24 protein-coding genes and 1 tRNA gene are annotated in these 24721 nt (G+C 30.9%); 10 read left to right on the forward strand and 15 right to left on the reverse strand.

Annotated elements, in window-relative coordinates; translation table 11 throughout:
- The first annotated feature begins 100 nt into the window (after positions 1 to 100).
- The 4 genes from PMT9312_RS02925 to trpA all read left to right on the forward strand — a co-directional run bounded on the left by PMT9312_RS02925 (position 101) and on the right by trpA (position 1692).
- Positions 101 to 186 (forward strand) — tRNA-Leu (locus PMT9312_RS02925).
- Between the two features lie 78 nt (positions 187 to 264).
- The gene (locus tag PMT9312_RS02930) at positions 265 to 498 is read left to right on the forward strand and encodes an NAD(P)H-quinone oxidoreductase subunit L (protein WP_011376126.1); all 234 of its coding nucleotides are present in this window, start codon (positions 265 to 267) and stop codon (positions 496 to 498) included.
- A gap of 4 nt (positions 499 to 502) precedes the next feature.
- Entirely contained in the window at positions 503 to 823 is a 321-nt protein-coding gene (locus PMT9312_RS02935) for a DUF3007 family protein (RefSeq protein ID WP_011376127.1), read from the forward strand.
- Positions 824 to 849: 26 nt separating this feature from the next.
- Positions 850 to 1692, forward strand: a complete 843-nt coding sequence (trpA, locus tag PMT9312_RS02940) for a tryptophan synthase subunit alpha (protein WP_011376128.1) — start codon at positions 850 to 852, stop codon at positions 1690 to 1692.
- Between the two features lie 76 nt (positions 1693 to 1768).
- Here the strand turns inward: trpA and PMT9312_RS02945 are convergent, their stop codons facing one another.
- Entirely contained in the window at positions 1769 to 2125 is a 357-nt protein-coding gene (locus tag PMT9312_RS02945) for an AbrB family transcriptional regulator (RefSeq protein ID WP_011376129.1), read from the reverse strand.
- Positions 2126 to 2223: 98 nt separating this feature from the next.
- Between PMT9312_RS02945 and PMT9312_RS02950 the strand changes: the two genes are divergently transcribed.
- Positions 2224 to 2493, forward strand: coding sequence for a YciI family protein (locus PMT9312_RS02950; RefSeq protein WP_011376130.1), 270 nt, complete (start codon positions 2224 to 2226; stop codon positions 2491 to 2493).
- 231 nt (positions 2494 to 2724) lie between these two features.
- On the opposite strand, the gene PMT9312_RS02955 is transcribed toward PMT9312_RS02950, so the two are convergent.
- The 4 genes from PMT9312_RS02955 to hisIE all read right to left on the reverse strand — a co-directional run bounded on the left by PMT9312_RS02955 (position 2725) and on the right by hisIE (position 5196).
- Positions 2725 to 3045, reverse strand: coding sequence for a hypothetical protein (locus PMT9312_RS02955; RefSeq protein ID WP_011376131.1), 321 nt, complete (start codon positions 3043 to 3045; stop codon positions 2725 to 2727).
- On the reverse strand, positions 3046 to 3414 hold the full coding sequence (locus PMT9312_RS02960; protein ID WP_011376132.1) for a YkvA family protein: 369 nt from the start codon (positions 3412 to 3414) through the stop codon (positions 3046 to 3048).
- A gap of 37 nt (positions 3415 to 3451) precedes the next feature.
- On the reverse strand, positions 3452 to 4375 hold the full coding sequence (locus PMT9312_RS02965; protein WP_011376133.1) for a sigma-70 family RNA polymerase sigma factor: 924 nt from the start codon (positions 4373 to 4375) through the stop codon (positions 3452 to 3454).
- 161 nt (positions 4376 to 4536) lie between these two features.
- Positions 4537 to 5196 (reverse strand): bifunctional phosphoribosyl-AMP cyclohydrolase/phosphoribosyl-ATP diphosphatase HisIE, encoded by a 660-nt coding sequence (hisIE, locus tag PMT9312_RS02970; RefSeq protein WP_011376134.1) that lies wholly within the window; start codon positions 5194 to 5196, stop codon positions 4537 to 4539.
- A gap of 63 nt (positions 5197 to 5259) precedes the next feature.
- On the opposite strand from hisIE, the gene PMT9312_RS02975 reads away from it, so the two are divergent.
- Entirely contained in the window at positions 5260 to 5730 is a 471-nt protein-coding gene (locus PMT9312_RS02975) for a 6-carboxytetrahydropterin synthase (RefSeq protein ID WP_011376135.1), read from the forward strand.
- A gap of 49 nt (positions 5731 to 5779) precedes the next feature.
- On the opposite strand, the gene PMT9312_RS02980 is transcribed toward PMT9312_RS02975, so the two are convergent.
- From PMT9312_RS02980 to PMT9312_RS03020, 9 genes are all read right to left on the reverse strand, one after another.
- On the reverse strand, positions 5780 to 8362 hold the full coding sequence (locus tag PMT9312_RS02980) for an ATP-dependent Clp protease ATP-binding subunit (protein ID WP_011376136.1): 2583 nt from the start codon (positions 8360 to 8362) through the stop codon (positions 5780 to 5782).
- 58 nt (positions 8363 to 8420) lie between these two features.
- Positions 8421 to 8771: a plastocyanin gene (gene petE, locus PMT9312_RS02985; RefSeq protein WP_011376137.1), complete on the reverse strand. Its 351-nt coding sequence runs from the start codon at positions 8769 to 8771 to the stop codon at positions 8421 to 8423.
- Positions 8772 to 8830: 59 nt separating this feature from the next.
- Positions 8831 to 9814, reverse strand: a complete 984-nt coding sequence (locus PMT9312_RS02990) for an NAD-dependent epimerase/dehydratase family protein (RefSeq protein ID WP_011376138.1) — start codon at positions 9812 to 9814, stop codon at positions 8831 to 8833.
- A gap of 8 nt (positions 9815 to 9822) precedes the next feature.
- Positions 9823 to 10863: a uroporphyrinogen decarboxylase gene (gene hemE / locus PMT9312_RS02995; RefSeq protein ID WP_011376139.1), complete on the reverse strand. Its 1041-nt coding sequence runs from the start codon at positions 10861 to 10863 to the stop codon at positions 9823 to 9825.
- Positions 10864 to 10986: 123 nt separating this feature from the next.
- Positions 10987 to 13251 (reverse strand): 1,4-alpha-glucan branching protein GlgB, encoded by a 2265-nt coding sequence (glgB, locus tag PMT9312_RS03000; RefSeq protein WP_011376140.1) that lies wholly within the window; start codon positions 13249 to 13251, stop codon positions 10987 to 10989.
- Between the two features lie 52 nt (positions 13252 to 13303).
- Positions 13304 to 14884, reverse strand: a complete 1581-nt coding sequence (locus PMT9312_RS03005; RefSeq protein ID WP_011376141.1) for a CocE/NonD family hydrolase — start codon at positions 14882 to 14884, stop codon at positions 13304 to 13306.
- 7 nt (positions 14885 to 14891) lie between these two features.
- Complete coding sequence (locus tag PMT9312_RS03010; RefSeq protein ID WP_011376142.1) at positions 14892 to 15158, reverse strand: hypothetical protein; 267 nt, start codon at positions 15156 to 15158, stop codon at positions 14892 to 14894.
- A 64-nt stretch (positions 15159 to 15222) separates the two neighbouring features.
- Positions 15223 to 15618 (reverse strand): DUF4332 domain-containing protein, encoded by a 396-nt coding sequence (locus PMT9312_RS03015; protein WP_011376143.1) that lies wholly within the window; start codon positions 15616 to 15618, stop codon positions 15223 to 15225.
- Positions 15619 to 15629: 11 nt separating this feature from the next.
- Positions 15630 to 16073, reverse strand: coding sequence for a DUF2518 family protein (locus tag PMT9312_RS03020; RefSeq protein WP_011376144.1), 444 nt, complete (start codon positions 16071 to 16073; stop codon positions 15630 to 15632).
- Between the two features lie 115 nt (positions 16074 to 16188).
- Between PMT9312_RS03020 and PMT9312_RS03025 the strand changes: the two genes are divergently transcribed.
- From PMT9312_RS03025 to PMT9312_RS03040, 4 genes are all read left to right on the forward strand, one after another.
- On the forward strand, positions 16189 to 20277 hold the full coding sequence (locus PMT9312_RS03025; protein WP_036924650.1) for a translocation/assembly module TamB domain-containing protein: 4089 nt from the start codon (positions 16189 to 16191) through the stop codon (positions 20275 to 20277).
- Positions 20278 to 20344: 67 nt separating this feature from the next.
- The gene (locus tag PMT9312_RS03030) at positions 20345 to 21655 is read left to right on the forward strand and encodes a glutamate-5-semialdehyde dehydrogenase (protein WP_011376146.1); all 1311 of its coding nucleotides are present in this window, start codon (positions 20345 to 20347) and stop codon (positions 21653 to 21655) included.
- 11 nt (positions 21656 to 21666) lie between these two features.
- Positions 21667 to 22029, forward strand: a complete 363-nt coding sequence (gene folB / locus PMT9312_RS03035; protein WP_011376147.1) for a dihydroneopterin aldolase — start codon at positions 21667 to 21669, stop codon at positions 22027 to 22029.
- Between the two features lie 5 nt (positions 22030 to 22034).
- Positions 22035 to 22628 carry an esterase/lipase family protein gene (locus PMT9312_RS03040; protein ID WP_011376148.1) on the forward strand — a complete coding sequence of 198 codons (594 nt, stop codon included), beginning with the start codon at positions 22035 to 22037 and terminating at the stop codon, positions 22626 to 22628.
- On the opposite strand, the gene PMT9312_RS03045 is transcribed toward PMT9312_RS03040, so the two are convergent.
- Positions 22621 to 24708, reverse strand: coding sequence for a M3 family metallopeptidase (locus PMT9312_RS03045; RefSeq protein WP_011376149.1), 2088 nt, complete (start codon positions 24706 to 24708; stop codon positions 22621 to 22623). The genes PMT9312_RS03040 and PMT9312_RS03045 overlap by 8 nt on opposite strands.
- Positions 24709 to 24721: the final 13 nt, after the last annotated feature.

Raw genomic sequence — 24721 nt, forward strand, 5'->3', positions numbered from 1 at the left:
TTAAAGTTAATCTGATCATTCATTAAAAGTGTAAATTTCCCAATTTTTATTGGTTAAATGGGTTGCTTTCGGCTACGATAAATAAGCGCAAATTCCTTTTGGGAGTGTGGCGGAATTGGTAGACGCGCCGGACTTAAAATCCGTCGAGCGATTTAGCTCGTGGGGGTTCAAGTCCCCCCACTCCCATTATTTAATTATTTACTTTTAGTTCTGACGATAACTTCCAATAATTGTTATGTTTTAACTAAGCAACCATAAATCAAAATGGAAAGTTTTTTCAATAATTCATTCGCTACTTTAATTGCTTATATGGGAGTTATAACTATCTATTTATTGGTTATTCCATTATTACTATTTTACTGGATGAATAATAGGTGGCATGTTATGGGCAAATATGAAAGATTAGGAATTTATGGACTTGTATTTCTTTTCTTCCCAGGTTTAATTTTATTTTCTCCATTTTTAAATCTCAGATTAAAAGGAAGTGGTAAAGGTTAAAGAATTGACTAAAGGTAAAGTTATACAAATAGGTATATTTGTCTCATTAATAGGATTAATTAGCTATAAGATTACACCGCAAATTGGTGTCGAAAATTTTACCTCAACTACTATCTCGAGTTGTATCTTAATTCTGATTGTTATTACTTGGGTAACATCTTATATTTATAGAGTTTTAAATGGAAAGATGACTTTTATGGAACAAAGGAAGCGTTATAGAAAAAAGTATGAAAAAGTTGTTAATGATAAACTTGAAAATAAGTTCAATGCATTGTCAAAGGAAGAGCAGGAAAAACTAATGGAAGATTTAGAAAAAAATCCATAAACTTTCATAGACAAAATCTAAAATTCATGAAAGATAACAAAATGCAAATTACTAAAAATGAATCTTTATCAAAGGTAGATGAGAAGTTTTATGAGTTAAAAAAAAATAAAAAAATAGCTTTGATGCCTTTCATAATGGCTGGGGATCCCAATATTGAAATAACCTCTGAGATCTTATTAAAGTTACAAGAAAATGGAGCGGACCTTATTGAATTAGGCATCCCATACAGTGATCCACTCGCAGACGGACCTGTTATTCAAGTAGCGGCCTCTCGCGCCTTAAAGTCAGGTACTACCCCAAGAAAAGTAATTACAATTTTAGAGTCTTTAAAAGGTAAATTAAATATTCCCATCATACTTTTTTCTTACTTAAATCCCTTACTATGTTTTGGCTTTGAACAGTTTTGTGAGACAGCATCTAATGCTGGTGTTTCTGGACTAATAATTCCTGATCTACCTTTAGAGGAAGCTTGTAAATTTTCTAAAATAGTTAGCAACCATTCTATGGACTTGATTTTATTGGTAGCTCCAACTACTCCTTTTGAAAGAATGAAACAAATATCAAATCATACAAAAGGCTTTACTTATTTGGTAAGTGTTACAGGTGTCACTGGTGAGAGAAATAAAATGGAAAATAGAGTAGAAAATCTTATCGCTAAATTAAAAGAAATAAATTCTAATCCAATTGCTGTTGGTTTTGGGATATCAACTCCTGAACATGTTAATAAAGTTCGAGAGTGGGGAGCAGATGGAGTAATTATTGGGAGCGCATTTGTAAAACGAATTTCTAGTTCAAGTGAAAGAGATGTCGTTGATCATGTGGGTGAATTTTGTAAGGATATGCGTTTAGCTGCTGATCAAAAAAAATAAATACAAAGCGAATATATTGATAAAAAAACTAATTAGTAATTTAAAAAATTAAGTATCAAATTTATGTTTGTTAGCTTTAAGATTCTTCAGTAGGTAATAATCTTATTTGTTTTCTTCCAAGCTTAATTTCAAATTCATCACCTGCTTTTAAATCTAAAAGTGCTGTATATGCTTTCCCAATCAAAAGATTTCCGTTCCCTTGAACTGTAGCTATATAACTTAGCTTTCTTCCTCCTTTGCCAATTCCTGCAACTCCAGAGTCACCAAGATTAACTCCTTTTGCTTCTAGTAATGCTTCATAAAATGCGGTGAAATTTAGGCGTTCACCCCCATTTTTCTTGGTGGAAACATATCCACAAGCTCGAACAATGTCAGACTTGCTAACATCACCAAGCTCTTTAACTTTTGCAAGAAGATCACTACCAGTTAGCATAATTAATTAAAAGAAAGTTCTTCTTAAATAAGATAGCAATTTGTGTGTAATCTATGCAATTATTTAGTATATATTTATTCTATTATTTATCTTTAAAAATGGAAAAGTTTGTAGTTTTTGGAAAGTACTGTGAAGATGCAATCATAAAAAGGGCCCCATTTCGTGAACAACATCTTAATAGACTTAAAAACTTAAAAGATCGCGATATTTTAGTTACTTTAGGACCAACAAAATGTACAAAATATTTGTTTGGTATTTTTAATGCTAATAATACAGATCAATTAAGAGATCTAATTGAGGAAGATATATATTGGGAAAAAGGTATTTGGATTAATTTTGAAATTTATCCCTGGGTTCAAGCTTTTTAAATAGAATTTATAATATTTTTTAGTATTTGATATTATTTATTAAAGTAAAATTTATTTAAAAGAAAATATATAAAAATATTTTTTATTAATAATTTAATTTTTGATTATGTATAGAAATTAAAGCGATATTTATTTTAAAAGGTTGGTTTTTAAGAGTGATATATTTCTATGAAAACTCTTAGTGAAGTTTGAATATTATTTCTTATTAAAATAGAATGTTTTAAAAAATATTTATTTACTAGTGTCTTGATTTATCTGATTTACTAAAGAGTCGATATCTAATTGGTTATATGGTGGTGTTTGTTTTGTCTCTTGGTAATCATTTTTTATATTGTTTAACCAATTTTGTTCAATCTTTATGAGATTCTTTGCAATGTTGAACATACCGCCTTTTTTATATAATTCTTTAATTTTAAGAATAATCTCAGAGGTTCTGCTCGATTTAATATTTAATTCATTTGCTAAATCTTTTTGGTTAAATCCATGAGATTTTAACCAATCTTTAATAAAGGAGACGAGTTCTTTTTCTTCCTGTTGAGATAATCTACTCATTCAATAAAAAGGGAATAACTTATTAAGCTTAATCTCTGCTCTTGCTCTTATTGAAGGAGTCATATATTTGCTCCATATACTAAGTACTGCTGTGAGGGCTACAAAATCATCACTAAAACCAACTAATGGCATAAAGTCAGGGAAAAGGTCAAATGGCATAATTAAATAGGCGAGAGCAGCCATTAATGAAACTCTTACTTGTGCTGGAGTGTAAGGATCTATAGCCATCTCCAAAACTTCTAAGGCAGGCTTGGCAATTGTTCTTCCTGCTTTAATAAGAATCTTGATAATGATATTTTCATCAAATGTTGAACTTTCTAAAACTTCAGCATCATAAATTTTTTCTTGGTTTTTGTAATTCTCTTTCATCGTTATAAATGAAATTTAAATATTTCTAATGATATTTTTAGCTAATGCTATCAACCAAGCCATTCTGTATTCCTGCTTTTCTAAGTTTTCTTAAAGCACGTTGAACAACCTGTCGGCAATATTCCCTGCTACAACTCATATGTCTTGCTACTTCAGCTAAAGTTCTCCACTCATTTGAACCGTCTAAACCAAATCTTAGGCTTACTATCTTTCTCTCTTTCTCAGTTAAATTTGCTTTATCTAATAACTTCCAAGCAGAGGCTGTCCTCTCAGCTAATTCGGCTAACTCCATTGGAGGAGTTTGATCACTTGGAAGAATATCAACTAGTTCAGAGGGATCAGACTTTGATTTAACAGTACCTTGGAGACTAACAGTGATGCTTCTTAATTCACAAGAAAGGAGTTCATCAATTTCCTCCTTAGTTATTTTTAATTCTTCAGCTAGCTCATCACTATTGGGTGTAATACCTTTAAGTTGCATTAGCTTTGATTTAGCCGATCTTAATTTCGTGAGCTTTTCATTGATATTAACGGGTATCCTGATAGTCCTACTTTGAGTTGATAATGCTCTATTTAATCCTTGCCTGATCCACCAATAAGCATAGGTGGAGAATCTGTGTCCCCTAGAGGGATCATATTTTTCGACAGCCCTTGTAAGGCCTAATGTCCCCTCCTGAATCAAGTCCAGTAATTCTAGCCCTTTTCCTTGATATCTCTTGGCAAGGTTGACAACTAATCTTAGGTTGGCTGTGATCATCTCATTTTTGGCCTTTTCACCAATTTTGATCTTTTTTCTTTCAGCTTCGGAATATTCACAAGCAGGGCCTTTCCCACCTGCCTCTTGGCATCTATTAACAAGCACGACCATTTCTTGGACTTTTCTGCCCATAGTGAGTTCTCTTTCGGGAGTCAAAAGTTGATGACGACCTATTTCACCAAGAAAATCGCTTAATGAACTCACGATTTACCTCATTGTTGATATATTTAACTTATAGTTAATTCAGTAATAAGCCATACATGTAATAATTAATTAATATTTAATTAATAATTATTATTTAGTTAATTATTATTTTTTTCTCAAATTTTTATATTAATTAATCATAAATTATAAATTTAAATTATTTAATTTTTTCTTCTTGATTCTAGAACAGCAAGTACATCTCTCCACTCAACCCCTTTGTGCATAAGGGCTACTTGCAGATGATAAATTAAATCAGCAGCTTCATTTGAGATTGAATCTTTATTATTATCTTTGCAAGCCATTATAAATTCAGCGGATTCCTCCCCTATTTTTTTTAAAATAGTATTACTGCCTTTTTTTAATAAATGATTTGTGTAACTTTTGTCTGAAGGATTTATTGATCTTTCGTTAATGGTATGGAATAATTCAGAGCAAATATTTGAGAAGGGAGTTGTTTTTTTCTCTTTTTTATTATTTTGATTAATTTGAATTTCGTTGAAAAAACAACTTTTTTCCCCAGTGTGACATGCTCCTGATCCATTTTGTTCAATCAAAAGAATTAGTGAATCATTATCGCAGTCGAATCTTATATCCTTAAGTATTTGAGTACTTCCACTTGTAGCTCCTTTTCTCCAGATTTCGGATCTTGATCTACTCCAGTAATGAACGTTATTGGTTTCAAGAGTCATTGTCAATGATTCTTTGTTCATCCAAGCAAGCATAAGAATTGATCCGTCAAGCCAATCTTGTGCTACTGCAGGGATTAATCCATAATTATCAAAGCTTAGATCTTCTATAGAGAAATTAGTTGAATAAGTCATTATGTTTGTTATGTTAAATCTTATTAATTATGTTTTATTGATAATTATACTAACAGTTAATTGATGTATATTCCTTCTCTGAAATTTTCATGCAGTAAAAGTTACGAGGATTTTCCCTGTTCACATAGGCAATGGCGCCATGAAGGCCACTGTAGATTTGTTCATGGATATTCAAGATCATTCACCTTTTGGTTTACTGCAAAAAAATTAGACCTAAATGGTTTTGTTGTGGATTTTTCAAGTTTAAAGCCCCTTGAGAATAAACTAAAGCAGCAATTTGACCATACTTTTTTGATAAATAAAGATGATCCTTTATTGAATTACTGGGAAAAATTACATGACTTAGATGCTTTAGATCTGAGAATTATGGATAATGTGGGAATGGAGTTCACTTCTAAATTAATTTGGAGATGGGCTAATGAATACTTGCAGGATAAGGATAAGGGCAGAACATGTTGTTGGAAAACAGAATCAAAAGAAAATAAATCTAATAAAGCAAGTTATGAGATGATTCCTGAGTGGTTCGAATCTTAGATTAAAGTTGTTAAATTTCAAGTCTTATAAAATTCTTTAATTTAGATATTTAATCAACAATTATCTCTCCATTAACCAGATAAATATTAACCTCTTTTTTATTAAGGTAATGATTATTCAATATATTGTTTGCAATTTTTGTCTCAATTTGTTTCTGAATAATTCTTTTTAAAGGCCTTGCACCATAGGCATTGTCAAAACTATTTTGGACCAGTTGGTTAATTGCATCATCGGTAATTTTGAAGTTTAAATTTTTTTTGTTAAGTCTGTTTTCTAAATTTTGAAGCTGGATTTTTGAAATTTCTTTTATGTCATTTAATTCTAAATTATTAAAAATAACTATTTCATCAAGTCGATTTAAAAACTCAGGCTTGAAAAATTTTTTAAGTTCAGTATCTACAACTTTTTTAATTTCATTTGTATCTTCTTTTCTAACTGATAAATCATTTATTGATTGACTTCCTAAATTGCTTGTAAGAACAATGATTGAATTCTTGAAATTGATTGTACGACCTTGACCATCCGTAATGATTCCATCATCAAGAACCTGTAAGAGAATATCTAAGATATCTTTGTGAGCTTTCTCTATTTCATCAAGAAGTATTAATGAATACGGATTTTTGCGCACAGCTTCAGTTAGTTGACCGCCTGATTCGAAACCTAAATATCCAGGAGGCGCACCTATGATTTTGCTAACTGAATGCTTTTCCATATATTCAGACATATCCAGTCTTGTAATTGAAGAATTTGAATCGAATATAATTTTTGCTGTTACTTTACTAAGCTCTGTTTTTCCAACTCCAGTTGGACCTAAAAAGAGGAAACTAGCTAATGGCTTGTTTGGATCATTTAGACCAGTCCTTGATCTCTTAATGGAATCTGCAACTGCCCTAATTGCACTATCTTGACCAATAATTTTTTCTTTAAGGATCGACTCAAGGCTTAAAAGCTTATTTTTTTCCGACTGGTTTAAGTTCTGTACTGGAATAGAGGTCCACTTTGAGACAACTTCTGCAATATCATCAAAAGTTACTTCTTGCCTTAAAAGACTCGTCTCTCCTTTTTTGTGAGAATTAACTAGAGACTCACTTTTTCCTTTCAATTTTTTTTGTAAAGAATTTAAAGTCCCAAATTCCAATTCTGCGGCTTTGTTCAGGTCGAAACTCCTTTTTGCCTGGTCTATTTGTAATTGAATGGATTCAATTTCTTCTTTTATGGTGCTAATCTCATCAATTTCATCTTTTTCTTTTTTCCATTGATCGCCTAATTCTGCCTGTCTATCTTTAAGTGATATAAGTTCATTATTAATTTTGTTTAATCTTTCTATAGAAAAATTATCTGTTTCTCTTTTTAAAGATAATTTTTCCATCTCAAACTGTAGAACTTTTCTATCAATTTCATCAATTTCTTCAGGTTTGGAAGTTATGATCATATTTAATCTTGAGGCTGCTTCATCGATTAGATCTATCGCTTTGTCAGGAAGAAATCTATCGTTAATATATCTTTCGCTAAGGGTGGCAGCTGCAACCAAAGCATTATCAGAAATTCTCACACTATGATGAACTTCGTATCTTTCTCTCAAGCCTCTTAATATTGATACAGTATCATCTATTGAAGGAGCATCAATTTTTATTTTCTGAAATCTTCGTTCTAAAGCAGGATCTTTTTCTATATTTTGTTTGTGTTCATTAATAGTTGTAGCACCAATGCATCTAAGTTCTCCTCTTGCAAGCATTGGTTTTAATAGGTTGCTTGCATCTAAAGAACCACCACTGGCGCCTGCACCAACTACTGTATGAATTTCATCAATAAAAAGAATGATCTTACCGTCTGATCCCTTGACTTTCTTTAGGACATTTTTTATTCTTTCTTCAAATTCTCCACGATATTTTGCTCCAGCTAAAAGTGAACCCATATCTAATGAAATTAGTTGCCTATTTTGTAGTGCAGAAGGTACATCGCCATTAATAATTCTTTGAGCCAACCCTTCCACTATGGCTGTTTTGCCAACCCCAGGTTCTCCAATAAGAACTGGATTATTTTTTGTTCTTCTACTCAATATTTGAATTGTTCTTCTAATTTCTTCATCCCTACCAATAACTGGATCTAAGATCCCATCCCTTGCTGATTGGGTTAGATCAATGCCATATTTATCTAAAGACTCATTAGAAGTACCAAAGTCATTTTTTACTGCTGGATCTGACTTCATTTTCTTTATAGTTTCAAGAAATTCCGGAATACCTTTTTGATTTAAAATTTGAAATCCATATTTATTATCATAAGTGAAACCGTAAACTAAGTGTTCTGTTGATATCACTACATCATCAAAAGTATTTTTAATATCGTTCGCTTTTAAAAATATTTTGTAAAGAGTATCACCAATATATAAATTATCTTGTTTATTTTTCATTTTCGCCTTCGAATTTAATGAAGACATTATTTCTTTCTCAAACTCTTTGATATTTACATTATTTTTTTTTAAGATCTTTTTTGTAAGGTTGTCTTGTTTTATAAGAGCTAATAATAAATTGTCAGAGTCTACGTCTTGTTGGTGATTTTTATAAGCAATTTCTTTAGCAAAAATAAAACAGTTCCAAGCAGAATTTGAAAATTCGCTTGGAACTATTTTCATCAATCAAAATATTAGGTATGACTCTAATAAGTATTAAAAATACTTAACTATTAGAGATTTATTCAACAATAACTTTACCTACCATTCCAGCCCCTCTGTGTGGCTCGCAATAGTAATCATAAGTTCCTGAGGTATTAAATGTTTCTTCCCAAGACTCTCCTGGAGCAAACGCTAGGTCTGCATGACTTAACTCCTCATGTCCATCAAAAACAGCATTGTGAGGGGCAAGTTTATTATTGACGAATTTAACTGTGTCCCCAGCACTAATGTTTACTGTACTTGGTTCAAATGCAAGCATTCCTGCATCCGTACCAAGTTTAACTTCTACAGTCTTAGCTGAAACTGATGAAATACCTAGGCCTAGAGTTAAAACTATTGCGAATAACCCTGCAAAGATTGAACGTAACATAATTAAAATTTACTTATATACATATATTACAAGGCTTAGGGAACCTAACTGCGAGAGTTTTAATTGTTATTACAGCTTGGTAACTTTGATAGCCTTAAAATATCATTCAGTGTTTTAGCATGACTTTTAAGTTTGAAAGTCTCAGGATTAGTGATGGGGACATGATTAAAGTCGTATTTTTTGATACTGAAGCCATCCCATGGTGTAGTTTGGATGGGAAGAATTCTTAATAATGTTTTTAGAATTTTTTTTGAAAGGGGTATTGCAAAATATCTCTTCATCTTATTCCTTTTTAAAAGTGTAATTATGGCCTCGTCAATTGAAATAAATCTCTGACCTAGAACAAATTTTCTAAAACCTTTGTATTGCTCTTCTTTATGATTTTTAATTAGAAAACCACAAATTTGAGCAATATCATTTGCGTGTATAAAATGAAATTTGGAATCAAGTTTTAAAAATCTTGCTATCCAAAGCCATTTCCCAATTTCTTTCAATCCACTAGTTAAATAGCTAACAGGGAATTTACTTTTTATGCCAAGACTTCCTCCAAAAACCAAGGTAGGGAAAACAGCAAATGTTTTTTCTGCGAATGAGCTTTCTCTAAGTCTCTGGAAACATTCATATTTTGTTTGTATGTATTCTGTTCCATAAACTAATGACTCTCTCATTAATTCTGTGTTTTTATCAAGAATGCTTGCTGTTGAAAAATAAATAATCTTTTCTAGCTTTTTAATATCAAGCATTTCAAGTAATTCTTCGAAAGCTTTAATATTTACCTCATAAGCTCTTCTTGGATCTCCCCAAGCTGTAGCAGTATGTATTAGATAATTAATTTGACTAATTTCCTTTTTATATCTATTTGATTCTCTAATATCGCACACTATCAACTTGACTTTTTTATTTTCTTGAATAGCAATTGGTAACTTACTTTTATCTCTTACCATGAGATAAAGCTTGAATTTTGTATTTTTTAAAAACCAATCAACTAAATATTGGCCAACACATCCATTCGCACCTGTTATTAATAAGTTTTTATATGCCAAGACTTTGTCTAGTAAGTTAGTTTTTTCCCATGCTCAAAAAATGTTTGAGCATTTTCTTCTGGAGTGCCAGGTAAAATCCCATGACCTAAATTAAGAATATATTTCCTATCTTTAATTTTATTAAAGGTATCATCGATCCTTTCTTTTATTGATTCTTTATTTCCAAATAAAATGCCAGGGTCAACATTACCTTGGATGCCTATCTCATCAGGGATTCTTTTACAAGCCTCTTCAATATCTACTGTCCAGTCTAATGAAATTATATCTACCCCAGTTTTTGCCATTCTTTCTATTACGCCTGCACTTCCTGAAATATAGAGAATAACAGGTGTGTCAGGGTACTCCTCTTTTACAATGTCAACAACTTTTTTTTGATAAGGCCCAGCAAAGATATCATAATCTTGTGGGCTTAGTTGACCTGCCCATGAATCAAAAATTTGTACTACTTGCGCTCCAGATTTTATTTGAAATTTAAGATATTCACCAATAGATTTTGCAAAATGATCAAGAAGTTTGTGAAGTAAATCTGGTTCTTTAAAAGCCATTGATTTTATTAAAGAATAGTTTTTACTGCTTTTACCTTCAACTACATATGCAGCCAGGGTCCAAGGTGCACCAACAAAACCTAAAACTGTTGCCTCATTATTTACATCTTTTTTTAGTGAAGATAGAACTTGCCCAACAAAACTTAAACTCTCACTTGGATTTAATTCTTTTAAACTTTCTATCTGGCTAAGAGTTCTTATTGGGTCCTCAATTATTGGACCTTTACTTTCTATGATCTCAAAATTTATACCCATTCCTGGAAGAGGTGTGAGAATATCTGAAAAAAGGATCACACCATCCGGTTTGAAAGCATGAAAAGGCTGCATTGATATCTCATATGATAGTTCTGGATTTTCAGACCTCTCTCTAAAGCTTGGGTAACGCTCCCTTAAATCTCTATAGATTTTCATATATCTTCCTGCTTGCCTCATCATCCATACTGGAGGTCTAGTTACTTTTTTACCTAATGCGGCAGAAAGTAGTAGTGGTAAATTTTCACCCATTTTTCAATTCGATATGTTTTTTTTAAAAAAAAATAAAATTCCAACTTAAAAATCTTACAATGCAAAGCAGATCAAAAGTGTTATATGAACATTTATATGAAGCAGTAAGTTAAATGAGCCTTCTTATTTTTTTGATTGATGTTTGAAGATACTCACGCTTAATGGCGGCAAAGCAAGTTCTAGAGCATTTTGATAATCATGAATATTGTAATTTATAGCTTCTTTACCTCCCATATTTCCTTTATTACTGCCTCCGTATCTAGAGCCATCAGAATTAAATATCTCTTTATAGAATCCTTCTACAGGAACACCTACTTTATATGAATCATGAGTATTAGGTGTAAAGTTAGCAACAATAACAAGCCATTCATTAGTGTCGTTCTCTCTTCTCATGAAACTTATTACTGAATTAGATTTGTCATTACAGTCAATCCATTGGAATCCATAAGGATCAAAGTCATTTTTCCATAACGCAGGTTCATTTTTATAAAGTGCATTTAGATCATCAACCAAGTTTCTGATCCCTTTATGAGGTTCAAATTCTAGTAAATCCCATTGAAGATCATCCCAAACATTCCATTCTTGTCTTTGTCCAAATTCCATTCCCATAAATATTGTTTTTTTACCTGGATGGGTCCACATATAAGTTAGTAATGCACGAGTATTTGCATATTTCTTCCAGTCGTCGCCAGGCATTTTATGTAAAAGATGACTTTTTCCATGGACTACTTCATCATGACTGAGAGCAAGCATAAAGTTCTCTGTATAGTTATATGTTATGGAGAAAGTTACACTATTTTGATGGAATTGTCTGAACCAAGGATCTATCTCAAAATAATCGAGCATATCGTGCATCCAACCCATATTCCATTTTAAATTAAACCCTAATCCTCCCATATCTGTTGGTTTGGTTACCATTGGCCAAGTTGTTGATTCTTCAGCAATAGAAAGTGCACCAGGGAAATGTTGGAAGAGTACATGATTAGCCTGTTGAAGAAATTTAACGGCTTCTATATTTTCATTCCCACCATTCTCATTAGGTATCCATTCTCCATCTGGGCGTAGATAGTCTCTGTATAGCATTGAAGCTACTGCATCTACTCGTATGCCATCAATATGAAATTCTTCAAACCAATAAACCAGATTGGCTACTAGGAAATTCCTTACTTCGTTTCTGCTGTAATTAAAAATTAAAGTTCCCCATTCTTTGTGTTCACCTATGCGTGAATCCCCATGTTCATAAAGATGACAACCATCAAAAAATGCTAAGCCATGCTTGTCTTTTGGAAAATGACCAGGTACCCAATCAAGAATTACTCCTATTCCCTCTTCATGACATTTATTTACAAACTCTCTAAATTCATTTGGAGTGCCAAACCTACTTGTAGGTGCATACCAACCTGTAACCTGGTATCCCCATGAACCATCGAAAGGATGTTCAGATATTGGCATTAGTTCAATATGAGTAAATCCTCTATCTTTTACATAAGGGATGAGTTTTTCGGTTAATTCTGGATAAGTTAAAAGTCTTGTTCCAGGTTTTAAATCTGCAGCAGGTACTGGGTTTCTAGGATTCCCATTGTCTTCAATATATTTATTATCTGTTGATTCATGGAGCCAACTTCCTAAATGCATCTCATAAACTGAGATTGGCTTATTGATTTGACTAGAGGAATCTCTATTTGTAATCCAAGCATTATCATTCCAATTAAAGTTTTTCAATTTTGAAACTATTGAACCATTTTGAGGTCTGATTTCATGAAGGAAACCATATGGATCAGCTTTCTCATAAATATGACCTTGTTGTGTTCTTATTTCATATTTATATGTATCTCCCTCTTCCATTGTTGGCATGAATAGTTCCCAAATTCCTCCTAATCTTTTTTGCATTGGATGATGTCTTCCATCCCAAGAATTTATATCTCCAATTATCGAGATTGATTTTGCATTTGGAGCCCAAATGCAGAACATGACACCTTTTTGATTTTTTTCTTCAATGAGATGTGCTCCCATTTTTTCCCAAATATGATGATGATTACCTTCTGCAAAAAGATGTCTATCAACTTCTCCCATCCACTCTTCTATATATGACCAGGGGTCATGTTGTGTATGTGTGATCCCTCCTCGTGAAATATTTATTTCGTAATTAGACTCTGGATTTTCAGGCAGGATTGCTTCAAAAAGCCATTTATGGTTTATGCTTTCCGCCTTATAGGTATTATTTTTAAAATTTATTTTAACTTCGTCGGCTTCAGGCATCCATACCCTTATTACCCATTGCTCTTCATAAAAATGAGGACCTAATATTTTTAATGGATTATCATTGCAACAATTTTCTAGGTTGATAGCTTCTGATTGAATCCAGTCTGCTTGAATTGTCTCGATCATGACTGGTAGATATTAAGGATTAATAATATCAAATGATTAACCAAAAAAATAATTATTTATCAAAAAAAGGGTTCATTTTCATAAATGTTTTATTAAGGCTAAAACTTAGAGTAATAATTCTATGATTTGCTGAAGGCGCCCCAATATTATCCTCCCCAAATCCAGAATTAACTCCAATAGCGGGATAAGCTGCTGCAGATATAGATAAGCGAAGCTTGCTACCTTTAATTAAACAAATATTTGTTGGCTGCATTGTTATTTTATAAATGCATTCTTCACTTATTTTGGAGTTTTTAATCCTTAAGAATCCAGTTGAAAATTGATTCACCTTCTCATCACCCTTTTTAACTAGAGATAAAGCAAGGCAGATATCGAAATTGGGCTGATCACTTTTTACTGGAATTTCTAATGTGGGGACTCCTGTTAAATATTGATCTTCTTCAAAAGAATTGGTTTGAAATACACCTACATCAAAGCGTTTATCAATAATATTTCTATTAAACTTTCCTGGATTTGGACCTAAATGACCACCGTCAGATGGAGTAGGTCTCCATGGGTCATTAACAATTGTGAACCATCCTGATCCTTTTGAATTTATGGTCAGACTTCCATCTTCAATATCTATATTTGCTGTGCCATCACTTTTGAGCCCAAAAATAAATTCAGGGTGAAATTTATTATCTAATTCTTCCCATTTATTTAATGAAATATTCCATATTTTTTTCTCGCCTTGTGAATTCTTAGAACTAAATTTTTCATCTGATTTTAAGTGTTTATCAAAAAATTTCAATAAAGATTCTTGTGACCCCTCCCACCAATTTAGATGTGTCGCATTCCCAATAATAATCTCTGGACTACCCCCAGCTTCTTTAGATTTTTTATAAAGATCAAAGGCACCTTTTAAATGTGGATCCCAAAGTCCTCCAATAATTAACATAGGTTGTTTAATCCATGTTGAAATTGGGTTAAATTCTTCAAAGGGGCTAGCATTATTTAAATTAATAAGCCATTTCAAAACAAAGCTATTAGGATCATATCTTTTTAAAATATCAATTCCTTCCCTTAAATAACTTTTATTTTCTAAGGCTATTCTTATTTTTTCCCACTCAATCAAATTATTTTCTCTTTTCATTTTTAGTGCAGCGATTTGAAGTCCCCATGCAATATTGTTATGCCACCAATATGCTCCTCCATCTGAGCACCAATGATCCTTAATATTCATCCCAGTCATTGCTGGAGATAAACAATCAGGCGGCTTTGTATTTAATTCACCAGTTAGTTGAGTAAATCCTTGATAAGAAAAACCATATAAGCCAAGTTTTCCATTACATTCCTTTAGAGACCTTACCCATTTATGTGTTTCAGAAGTGTCGCTAGCTTCTTGAGAAAAACCATTAAATACGCCTTCAGAGGAACCCATACCTCTAACATCTTGAATTATTACCATATACCCCTTGGAAGCCCACCACTCAGGGTGAGAATAGGTAATAGTTGAAGCTATTTCCCTGCCATAAGGTTGTCTCATTAATAATGCAGGCCATGGTCCATTACTATTAGGTAACCAAATTCTTGATATAAGTCTTACTCCATCTCTAAGTACTATAGACTTGTCAAACCATCTTGAACCAGACATTTAGGCTTTAGATAATGTCTGGGCAGTGAAGCCCAATGACGTAAATAGAAAAGATCTCTGCGTTAACGGGAGTCAACTTATTTTTTTTTGATACATAATCGATTGCTTTATCTGAACTAGCTGAAATACCTTTTGAGTTAAACTCTCTAAACTTATTACATAAATTCTTAGCTTCGTTTGGATTCTTTTTTACACTTTCCAATAAGTTAGATTGACTAAAAGCAGGGTATAAAGAGTTCGAAAACAAAAATAACAAAAATAAAAAAGGTTTCATTATTACTAACTTTTTCTAAATTCTACATTAAAAAATTTTTTTAACCAAGATTGCGAATGGATTCTTAGATTTGACTAGCTTTTTTAATCCATTTTTTTAAGAGAATAATATTTATATTTGTCTTGGTTTTAACTCTAAGATTTCTTTCTAATCTCCCAATTTTGCGTTCTAATTCGTAAGGAGTGGATAGTGATAATGATTTAATAGAAGATATACCGCAATGTAAAAGTAGATATCCTTGCGGTGGAGAAATTCCAATTTCTTTTTTAAAAATAGCGATAGCTTTAATTTTCCTTAAGTTATTAAATGTACAAAGTGAAGATTTTCTTTGAATTTCATTTATATCTAGGTCCGATAGATTACTTAATTTTTCAAAGTCAGTTAGATTATTTTGAATTAAAAAAGATTTCTCATGTCTAAAGTTAGTTGGCAAAAAATCTAAAAAGGTTTTGCTTTCCATTGTGTAACAGACTAGTTCATTTTGACATTTTTCTGAATTTCTCCTATAACCACTGGTTTACTTACACCATCTGAAATTTTTTCAAGTTTTCTTATCTTTATTTTTACATTCGCACCAGATCTGCTACCTTTCCTTAAGTTTTCCGATAATTGTTTTAAAGTTGGTTCAATTGACTCTTCTGGAAAATCATCATCTGATTTAGCAATAATCAAATCGAACCCATTGTCATAAACAATTGGGACATATTTTGCATCTTCTATTACTATTTTTTGAGTATAACTTTGTATAAATGCCCAACTGCTTAAAGAAAGTAATAATGAGAAAATGGTTGCTCCTATTATTCGAAATTTAAAACCAAAATTAAATATAAAGGCTATTACAGTAACGCATAAAAGGAATATTCCAAGAAATCCAAAGATTTTGGGTGTGTTCCCTAATAGTTCAAAAAAAGACATTTAGTGGCTTTGACCTGATTAATTTCTTATATTTTGTAAGCCTACTCTATTTTTGGGCTCTAACTTGAAAAAAATTAGATCTCTAAATTTAAATACAAAAATTCTACTGATAGGGATAATTTTGTCCTCAGGATTTTTAGGCACTTTTTTATTAAATAATTTTTTAAAAGAAACTTATAGTGCTAGGAAATTAGAACTAGAAGAAAGTATTGAGAAGCTTTTAGATAAAAATGTTGAGTTAGGTGATTATGTCGGGATTAGATTCCTAGGTATTTCTTTTGGTAATTCTAAAATTAATGATAAAAAAAATATAGATTCTGAAATTAAAGCTAAAAATTTATACGTAGGCATTATGCCTTTTAGATCTTTTTTTAAACAAAAATGGATAGTAAAAATAAGTCCTAAGCAAGCTGCCATAAATATAGATAGAGATTTCTTTAAAAGCGATGAATCTTATAAAAATGCTAGAAGTACAAAAAAATTACAATCAAAGTATGAATTTAACTTTAACTTAAATGAATATTCAATCCTGAATTTTAATAAAACAGGATTAAAAACAAAAGTAAAAGGTAATGTTATCTACAAGTCAAGTAATAGACAAATAATTGCAAATATAAAATCTAATTTTGATGAAAAAGGTGTTTTAAAATTTAAATTTAATACAAAGTTAAATCAAGACTTTTTAAGTATAGATTTATTTTCTAGGGGATTAGATCTTGAGAACTCTGAATATAGTATTGGCACCAGCAAAATTTCTTTTAAAGAAGGAAATTTTAAAACTAATTTTAAATTTACTAAATCATCTACGCAAACATTTTGCAAAGGAAAATTTTCTTTTACCAATTTAAAAATAAAACCCAACGATTTCTCTGAGAATATAAAATCAGGTTCAACTAGGTTTTTTTGTAAAGATAATAATTTAATAGGAAATTCAGAAAACTTTAAATATGGGACTTTAACTTCAAATTTTAATCTTAATGTTCCATTAAATAAAAGTTCAAATAATATCGTTTTTAAAGGAAGCGTTGGATATGTTGATAGTCTGAATCCAGATATTAAACTATCGGGAAATATTCCTTATTGGTTTGATAAAAGAGGTATTAATTTTGGCAATATAGATTCTAATTTCAAGATAAATAGAACTCAATTATCTAATTTAAATATTTTCCGAAAAAATGATATAAGGGGTTTCGTTACTGCTAAAGGAGAATTAAAAGGGAAAATCAGTAATCCTGATATTTCGATTAACTTTGATGTTGATTATCCGCACTATAAAGGGATACATATTAGAGAAATATGGGAGGGAGATATTAAAAATGATAATAATGAATTTCTGTTAAATATGAAAAATAGATATTCACCAATACCTTCATTTCTCTCAGTTAAGTTTGATTCTAAACTTAAACTAGATAAAGTAAATTTTGTAAGAGTTTTTAACTCAAATAAAGGAAGTATATCAATATTCAAAAAGGTTGATCGTTATAATTGGAGAGCTGATAATTTTCCTCTTGATGAACTTGAATTATCTATAAGCAAAAATCAATTCGATAGAATTAAAGGAATTATTAATGGTGCGGGTTCAATATCTTTAGACCAGTCCAGTCTTGATGGCCGACTCGCCTGGAGTTTAGGAGAATATAGAAATATAAAGTTAGCAAATTCATTATTTGATTTCAGCTTCAAAAATGATTCTTTTAATGTCGACTCTTCAATATATCCAATCGATGGAGGAATAATTGAAATCGAATATGATTCAAATAAAAATAATTTAATTAATTTAGACTTTAACAATATAAGTACAAATTGGACGATCCTTACTGCAGTGGATATTTTTAATTTTGAGAATAAAAAAGTTATTCCAACAAGAAGTTCTAATATCTTGGATGATTTGGAAATAAATAAAGATAATAATTCTTTTAAAGAGAGGATAGATTTTATAAATAAATTCAATGAAAATAATAATCCTTTAGGGGACAAATTTGACTTTCAAAAATATTTAAATAAATTCAGCAGTAGATATAATGCAAAGATAACTATTAAGGGTGATAGACCAAGCAATTACAAATTAAATGCAAAAATAAATGGTTATCTTAATGTCTCTAGAGAGGATAACAAAAATAATAAAGAGGCCTTTTCTATCGATTTGGAAGGAGGATTATTAAAAGGTGATGGTTCTTTAAGAATTGAAAAACTACCATTAAGTACTGCAAATATCTTTTTAAAACGACCAAGAGATTTTATTGGAGGATTGGATATGAATTTATTTTATAATCTTGATACAAAATCTTTCTCAAGTGAAATTTCTTCCAATAATTCATCAATAAAAAATAACAAAATTTTATTTGATAAAGGACTAATTGAATTTAATAACTCCATTTTTGATATTGATTTTTCCTTGCTTATAAATGACTCGGAAATTCCAATTAAAATTAAAGGCAGAATACCTACAAAAACTACTGAAAACTTGGATCTAAGATTGATTGGCAATGGCAAATTTATTGAGTTAATTGATATTTTTGCTGATAAATACTTTACCTTTATTGCAGGTGAAGCAAATCTTAGAATGATAATAAAAGGTACTATTGATAAACCAATATTAAATGGATTTGTCGTACTCAAAGATTCTGAAATTGACTTTTTCAACAATATAATCAAAGATATTAATAGCTTGATGATTTTTGATTTTGATTCTTTAGAAATCAAAAATCTAGAAGCAAATTCAGAAGATTCTGGGAATATTTTTATAAAAGGTTCTTTGCCTTTTTATAGTAAGGATGATTCTGAGAAGGCAGAGATTAATTTAATACCTAATCTAACTTTTTGCGAATTAGAAAGAGGAGAATATCAAAAGAAAGATTTAAGGAAAGTAATAGATCAATCAATGATAATTGATGATGCTGTTGAACAATATAAAAAATATTTGTTAGATAAACCAGCTATAGCTTTTTGTGCGGAAAAATTTACTTTAAAGACAAATAATTCTAATTTTCTAATAGATTCAGATATAGATTTAAGTGGATCATTTGAAAATCCTGTTTTAGGAGGTGATCTATCTCTAAATAATGGATATATTAATCTTATTAGAACCATTAAAGATAAAGATTTAGAAGCTTTAAATCAAGTTGCTGAGGTGGCTAACAAACCTTTTAAAAAAGTTAATAATAATAAACGAAGAGAAGATAAAAAGCCTTGGCCAGAACTCAAGTGGAATGAAAATGAGAATATTGAAATAATTTCAAATGAAACAATTTTGGATTCAGTCCTTTTAGGAGAAACTTTGCCTAATTATTTGGATAATTTGAGTTTTAATAATCTTAAATTAAAACTTGGACCAGATTTTAAACTTCAATACTCTGATTTGGTTCAAGCTTATTTAGATACCAAATTAGACCTTAATATAAATGGCAAGATAGGGAAAGATTTAAATGCTAGAGGTCTAATTTATCTTAAAAAAGGTAGAGCAAATTTAGGGACTACCCCGTTTAAACTTGATAAAAATAAAGATAACTATATTTTATTCGCATCAAGAAGTGGTGTAGTCCCCTACATTAATTTTTCTTTAGTTAGTAAAGTCCCAGATTCTATAATACCTATCAGTGAAAATAACCAGGATAAAAACATCTCAGGTGATCTTGATGAAAATGCTACTTCAAATGGTTTTGGAGCTGTTGGTATTGGCAATACAAGGCTTATCAAAATTGAAGCTTCTTACGAAGGATTTCTAGATCAATTATCTTTTGAAGATGAAAATAAAAGAATCCAATATAGGAGCACCCCAAGTTATAACAGATCACAAATAATTGGTTTAATTGGAGGTAACTCTGCAAATTTAATAAATAGAGCATTTATTTCACGACTTAATAATGCGGATGCTTTTAGTGAAAGATTTCAGTTATCTTTATATCCAGCGTTAATTGAAAATAATGATTCTTTAAATAACATTTTTTCTAATGAAAATTTAGATATAGAAAATGATGGACAATCACCTTCTAATGAGGAATTTTCTTCTCAAGCTTGGGTAGCTGAAATAGGACTTGATGTTACTGATAAAATAAATTTTGCCTTTCAAACAGTTCCAGGTAGAGATGACCTTCCACCTACAGGAATTTTTACTTTTCAGGCCAATCCAAACTTAGAATTATTAGGTTCTTATGATTCTGATGGCGATTGGAAAAGTCAAGTTCAATTATTTTTTAGATATTAAGTCATAAAAAAAGTTAGTTCAAAGAATCCTTAATTTGAATTATTATTAAATTAATTAAAATATATATATGGCCAATATCTTTGAAGTTCCTCAACCAGGTAATGATCTTTTAGAAAAAGCTGATCAAGTTCGTTTGGCATCAATAAAAATAAGTCAGACTGAAAATCACAATAGAATTAAAGCTTTAAATTCTATGGCTGATTGTCTAGAAAAAAGTACTAAAGAAATTTTAGAGGCGAATAATGAGGACTATACAAGAGCCCAAAAGAAAGGAATTTCAAAGGCTTTACTCTCTAGATTAAAGTTATCAAAAGAAAAATTAAATTCAGGAATTGAAGGAGTAAGAAAAGTTGGAGACTTGGCTGATCCTGTCAATCAAGTTCAAATCAAAAGAGAGCTTGCTAAGGGATTGATTTTAGAAAGAAAGACTGTGCCTATAGGAGTCCTAGGGGTTATTTTTGAATCGAGGCCAGATGCTGTTATGCAGATTAGTTCTCTAGCAATAAGATCAGGTAATGGCGTAATGCTAAAGGGCGGTAGTGAAGCCAATTTAACAAATACTGCAATAGTCAAGGCTTTGAAAAAGGGTTTGTATGAATCAGGACTTGATAAAAATGCAATATGCTTACTTACAAGCAGAAAAGATAGTATGTCGATGTTAAATCTTGAGAAATATATTAATTTGATAATTCCTAGAGGAAGTAATGAATTAGTTAAATTTATTCAGGAGAATACAAGAATTCCCGTGTTAGGTCATGCTGATGGAATTTGTCATTTATTTATAGATAATGAGGCAAATCTCGAGATGGCTTTATCAGTAGCTTTGGATAGCAAAATTCAATATCCTGCAGCATGTAATGCTATTGAAACTTTATTAGTGCATAAAGATATTGCACAAGTTTTTCTAGAAAAGGCAATACCTTTGTTTAATTCTAATGACGTTAAATTAATTGGAGATAAACGAACAGTTGAGTTAGGGGTGAAGTATGAGGCTAGTGTAGAAGATTGGCAAACTGAATATTTAGATTTAATTTTATCGATAAAAATTGTTGACGATCTTGAGGAGGCAATTAATCATATTCAAAAATTTAGTTCAAAACATACAGATGGAATAATCACTGAAAATTCAACTTCTGCTAAAAAATTTATGAATGTAGTTGATAGTGCAGGTGTTTTTCATAATTGCTCTACTAGATTTGCAGATGGGTTTAGATATGGATTCGGAGCCGAAATTGGGATATCTACTCAAACTCTTCCCCCAAGAGGACCTGTAGGTCTAGAGGGTTTGGTTACATATAAATATTTTCTAAATGGCGATGGGAATATCGTTGATGATTTTTCATCTGGTAAGGCTATCTATACTCATAAGGATCTTTGAATTTTTTGAAGATGGAAACATTTTTAAAAATTGAGAATATTAAACTTTGGGCTAGAGTGGGTGTTCTTGAGGAAGAAAGGCAATTAGGACAATTATTTAGTTTGGATATATTTTTGTGGACTGATTTTGAAAAGTGTACTGCAAATGATGATATTAAAAAAACGGTTGACTATTCAAAATTAGTTGAAATTTTAAAAGATCAATCAAAGAAAATATATTGTTTCACAATCGAAAAATACTCTGACGCAATCTTAGAAATTATTAATAAGAAATTTAAGCTCACTAAAATTAAAATTATTTTGACAAAATGTAATCCTCCAATTACTGGTTTTGATGGGAAGGTGTCAATAGTCAGAATTCTTCAAAATAAGTAAAAGTTTTGGAAAAAAGAAATCCCATTATATTGATTCATGGTCTTTGGAATACTTCAAGTATTTTTTCTTCTATCACTTCAAAACTGGATGAAATTGGAATTGAATATTTTGCCCCAACTCTTAGTCATTCATATGGAATGACTTCAATTATTGATTTAACAAATATATTAAACGGATTAATTTTAGAGAAATACGGTTTAGAAAAAGAAATAGATATTTTAGGATTTTCTATGGGAGGAATAATTGCTAGGTATTGGATTCAAAAATTTGATGGATATAAAAGAACAAGAAGATTAATATCTATAGGCTCCCCTCACAAAGGAACATTGATGGCTCAATTAGTACCTAAATACCCTTTTAGAGGAATATCAGAAATGAAAATAAATAGTAAGTTTCTTAAAGAACTTGCAAACAATGATTTTTTTCTTAATGATATCGAGTGTATAAGTTTCTATACTTATTTGGATCTAATGGTTTTTCCTTCCTGGTGGACTAATTTAAATTTAGGAGAAAAAATATCAGTAAAAGTATATAAACATAGAAATTTAGTAAGAAATAAAGTTTCTGTTAATAAAATAATTGAGAAAATTATTATGTAGTTCCAGACAAGCCCAAGTGTCTTATTAGGGGATCTGTTTGTGGCTCTCTCCCTCTGAATAGTTTGAATATTTCTAATGGAGATAAGCTTCCTCCTAAGCTAAGTATTGTGTCTTTAAATTTCTTTCCTATTAATTTTAAATCCTCAGTATTTTCCAGATCAGCTTCTTCAAACATAGAAAAAGCATCAGCACTTAGAACCTCAGCCCATTTATATGAGTAATATCCCGCAGAATATCCACCTGCAAATATATGACTAAAACAACAAAGAAATTGATCTTCTTGAATTGGGGCAATTACAGTAGTTTGTTCTGCAATTTCTCTTCTAAGTTTGTCTGCAGTTTTACCTTTGTTTTTATCAATATTACTGTGTAATCTGAGATCTGTAATCGCAAAATGAAGTTGTCTAAGTGTGTCCATTCCACAATTAAAAGTCCTGTTCTTTAAGAGTTTCTCAAAGTTTTCATCGGATAACTTTTCCCCTGTTTGATAGTGTTTAGCAATATTCAAGAGTGTATTTTTATGGAAGCACCAGTTCTCCATAAATTGACTTGGAAGTTCTACTGCATCCCATTCAACATTATTAATGCCAGCAGCTTGAGGGAGATTTACAGTAGTAAGCATATGTTGAAGACCGTGACCAAATTCATGGAAAAGTGTCTGAACTTCTTCGAAACTCATCAAACTAGGTTTGTCTTTTGATGGTGGAGTCTGATTACAAACAAGATAAGCCACCGGTAGGGTATTCTTCCCAACATTATTTTTATTCAAACATTCATCCATCCAAGCTCCTCCTCTTTTTGATTCCGGTCTAGAATAAGGATCGAGGTAAAAAGATGCTATTTTTTTTTCTTTTTTATCGAGGATATTAAAAAACAAGACGTCATTATTCCATGAGGGTGCTTCATCAGTTGCTTCGACAACTTTAATTTCAAATAACTTTTCGCTTAGTTTAAACAAACCTTTTAAAACATCATTTAGAGGGAACCAAGGCCTCAAAGCCTCTTGATCTAAATTGAACTTTTCCTTTCTAAGAAGCTCAGACCAATAACTAATATCCCATGGCTCAATAGTCTGGGAATGGGGAAACCCATTATCTTTAGAAAAATTTTCTAGTGATTGTAATTCCAATTTTGCTGTTTTAAAAGCTGGTTCTCTTAATTCCTCTAAAAGGGTTTCAACATTTTTAATTTCTTTGGCCATTTTCGTTGACAAACTCAGTTCTGCCCAACTTTTATACCCAAGAAGATTGGCCTGTTTAGTCCTTAGAGATAATATCTCTTCAATAATTTGAGAATTATTCTTTTCTCCATCTGAAGCCCTGCTCACAAATGCCTTATAGAGTTTTTCTCTGAGTTTACGGTCAGTGGCATATGTCATAAACGCTGTATAAGTTGGAATATCTAGGCTTAATTTCCAAGGACCATTTATAACGTTAACTTCGCCATCTTTCTTTAAGTGATTATGAGCTGATATTGCCATTAATTCTAGTACTCGATCAGGAAGACCATCAACTTCAGATTTTTTATTTAAAATTAAAAACCAATTTTTTGTAGCATCAAGAACGTTGTTGCTGAAATCTGTTGATAGCTTGCCAAGCTTTTCTGAAATTTCATTGAAATATTTTTGATCATTTTTTTGTAGAGAAATCCCCCTATGTTGCATTTCAAGTATTTCTTTATCTAGAATTCTATTTTTGATTCGATCAAAGTTATTTGTCTCTTTAAGCTTGACTAAGGAATTGTAAATTACTTTACTTTGTCCAAATCTGTTACTCAAGCTAATAATCTCGGGAAGAAATTTTGAATAAACATCTCTAAGACTTTTAGAGTTATTTACGGCATTTAAGTGGCTTATTACCCCCCAACTCCACCTGAGGACTTCATTAACTTCATTTAAAGGGTTTATAACTTTATTCCAATCCAACTTTTTCTGAATCAAATAATTAGAAAGATCTTCCTCTATATTTTTGAAATCATTGCCTATCTTTATTAATACTTCTGGAAATTGTTTACTGATACTTTCTGGAGTAAATTTTTTAAATTCTGGTAATTCTCCATATTTAAAAATTGTGGTTTCCATTTATTTAAGACAA

The organism is Prochlorococcus marinus str. MIT 9312 (assembly GCF_000012645.1).
Lineage (GTDB): Bacteria > Cyanobacteriota > Cyanobacteriia > PCC-6307 > Cyanobiaceae > Prochlorococcus_A > Prochlorococcus_A marinus_L.

What these genes read in the sequence shown, in the direction of transcription:
- glgB (WP_011376140.1), bottom strand. Translation starts at nt 13,251, where the DNA reads ATGATCGAGACAATTCAAGCAGACTGGATTCAATCAGAAGCTATCAAC.
- PMT9312_RS02975 (WP_011376135.1), top strand. Translation starts at nt 5,260, where the DNA reads ATGTATATTCCTTCTCTGAAATTTTCATGCAGTAAAAGTTACGAGGAT.
- PMT9312_RS02930 (WP_011376126.1), top strand. Translation starts at nt 265, where the DNA reads ATGGAAAGTTTTTTCAATAATTCATTCGCTACTTTAATTGCTTATATG.
- trpA (WP_011376128.1), top strand. Translation starts at nt 850, where the DNA reads ATGAAAGATAACAAAATGCAAATTACTAAAAATGAATCTTTATCAAAG.
- PMT9312_RS02950 (WP_011376130.1), top strand. Translation starts at nt 2,224, where the DNA reads ATGGAAAAGTTTGTAGTTTTTGGAAAGTACTGTGAAGATGCAATCATA.
- folB (WP_011376147.1), top strand. Translation starts at nt 21,667, where the DNA reads ATGGAAACATTTTTAAAAATTGAGAATATTAAACTTTGGGCTAGAGTG.
- PMT9312_RS02960 (WP_011376132.1), bottom strand. Translation starts at nt 3,414, where the DNA reads ATGAAAGAGAATTACAAAAACCAAGAAAAAATTTATGATGCTGAAGTT.
- PMT9312_RS03010 (WP_011376142.1), bottom strand. Translation starts at nt 15,158, where the DNA reads ATGAAACCTTTTTTATTTTTGTTATTTTTGTTTTCGAACTCTTTATAC.
- PMT9312_RS02955 (WP_011376131.1), bottom strand. Translation starts at nt 3,045, where the DNA reads ATGAGTAGATTATCTCAACAGGAAGAAAAAGAACTCGTCTCCTTTATT.
- PMT9312_RS03005 (WP_011376141.1), bottom strand. Translation starts at nt 14,884, where the DNA reads ATGTCTGGTTCAAGATGGTTTGACAAGTCTATAGTACTTAGAGATGGA.
- PMT9312_RS02980 (WP_011376136.1), bottom strand. Translation starts at nt 8,362, where the DNA reads ATGAAAATAGTTCCAAGCGAATTTTCAAATTCTGCTTGGAACTGTTTT.
- PMT9312_RS02945 (WP_011376129.1), bottom strand. Translation starts at nt 2,125, where the DNA reads ATGCTAACTGGTAGTGATCTTCTTGCAAAAGTTAAAGAGCTTGGTGAT.
- PMT9312_RS03030 (WP_011376146.1), top strand. Translation starts at nt 20,345, where the DNA reads ATGGCCAATATCTTTGAAGTTCCTCAACCAGGTAATGATCTTTTAGAA.
- hisIE (WP_011376134.1), bottom strand. Translation starts at nt 5,196, where the DNA reads ATGACTTATTCAACTAATTTCTCTATAGAAGATCTAAGCTTTGATAAT.
- PMT9312_RS03015 (WP_011376143.1), bottom strand. Translation starts at nt 15,618, where the DNA reads ATGGAAAGCAAAACCTTTTTAGATTTTTTGCCAACTAACTTTAGACAT.
- petE (WP_011376137.1), bottom strand. Translation starts at nt 8,771, where the DNA reads ATGTTACGTTCAATCTTTGCAGGGTTATTCGCAATAGTTTTAACTCTA.
- hemE (WP_011376139.1), bottom strand. Translation starts at nt 10,863, where the DNA reads ATGGGTGAAAATTTACCACTACTACTTTCTGCCGCATTAGGTAAAAAA.
- PMT9312_RS03020 (WP_011376144.1), bottom strand. Translation starts at nt 16,073, where the DNA reads ATGTCTTTTTTTGAACTATTAGGGAACACACCCAAAATCTTTGGATTT.
- PMT9312_RS03045 (WP_011376149.1), bottom strand. Translation starts at nt 24,708, where the DNA reads ATGGAAACCACAATTTTTAAATATGGAGAATTACCAGAATTTAAAAAA.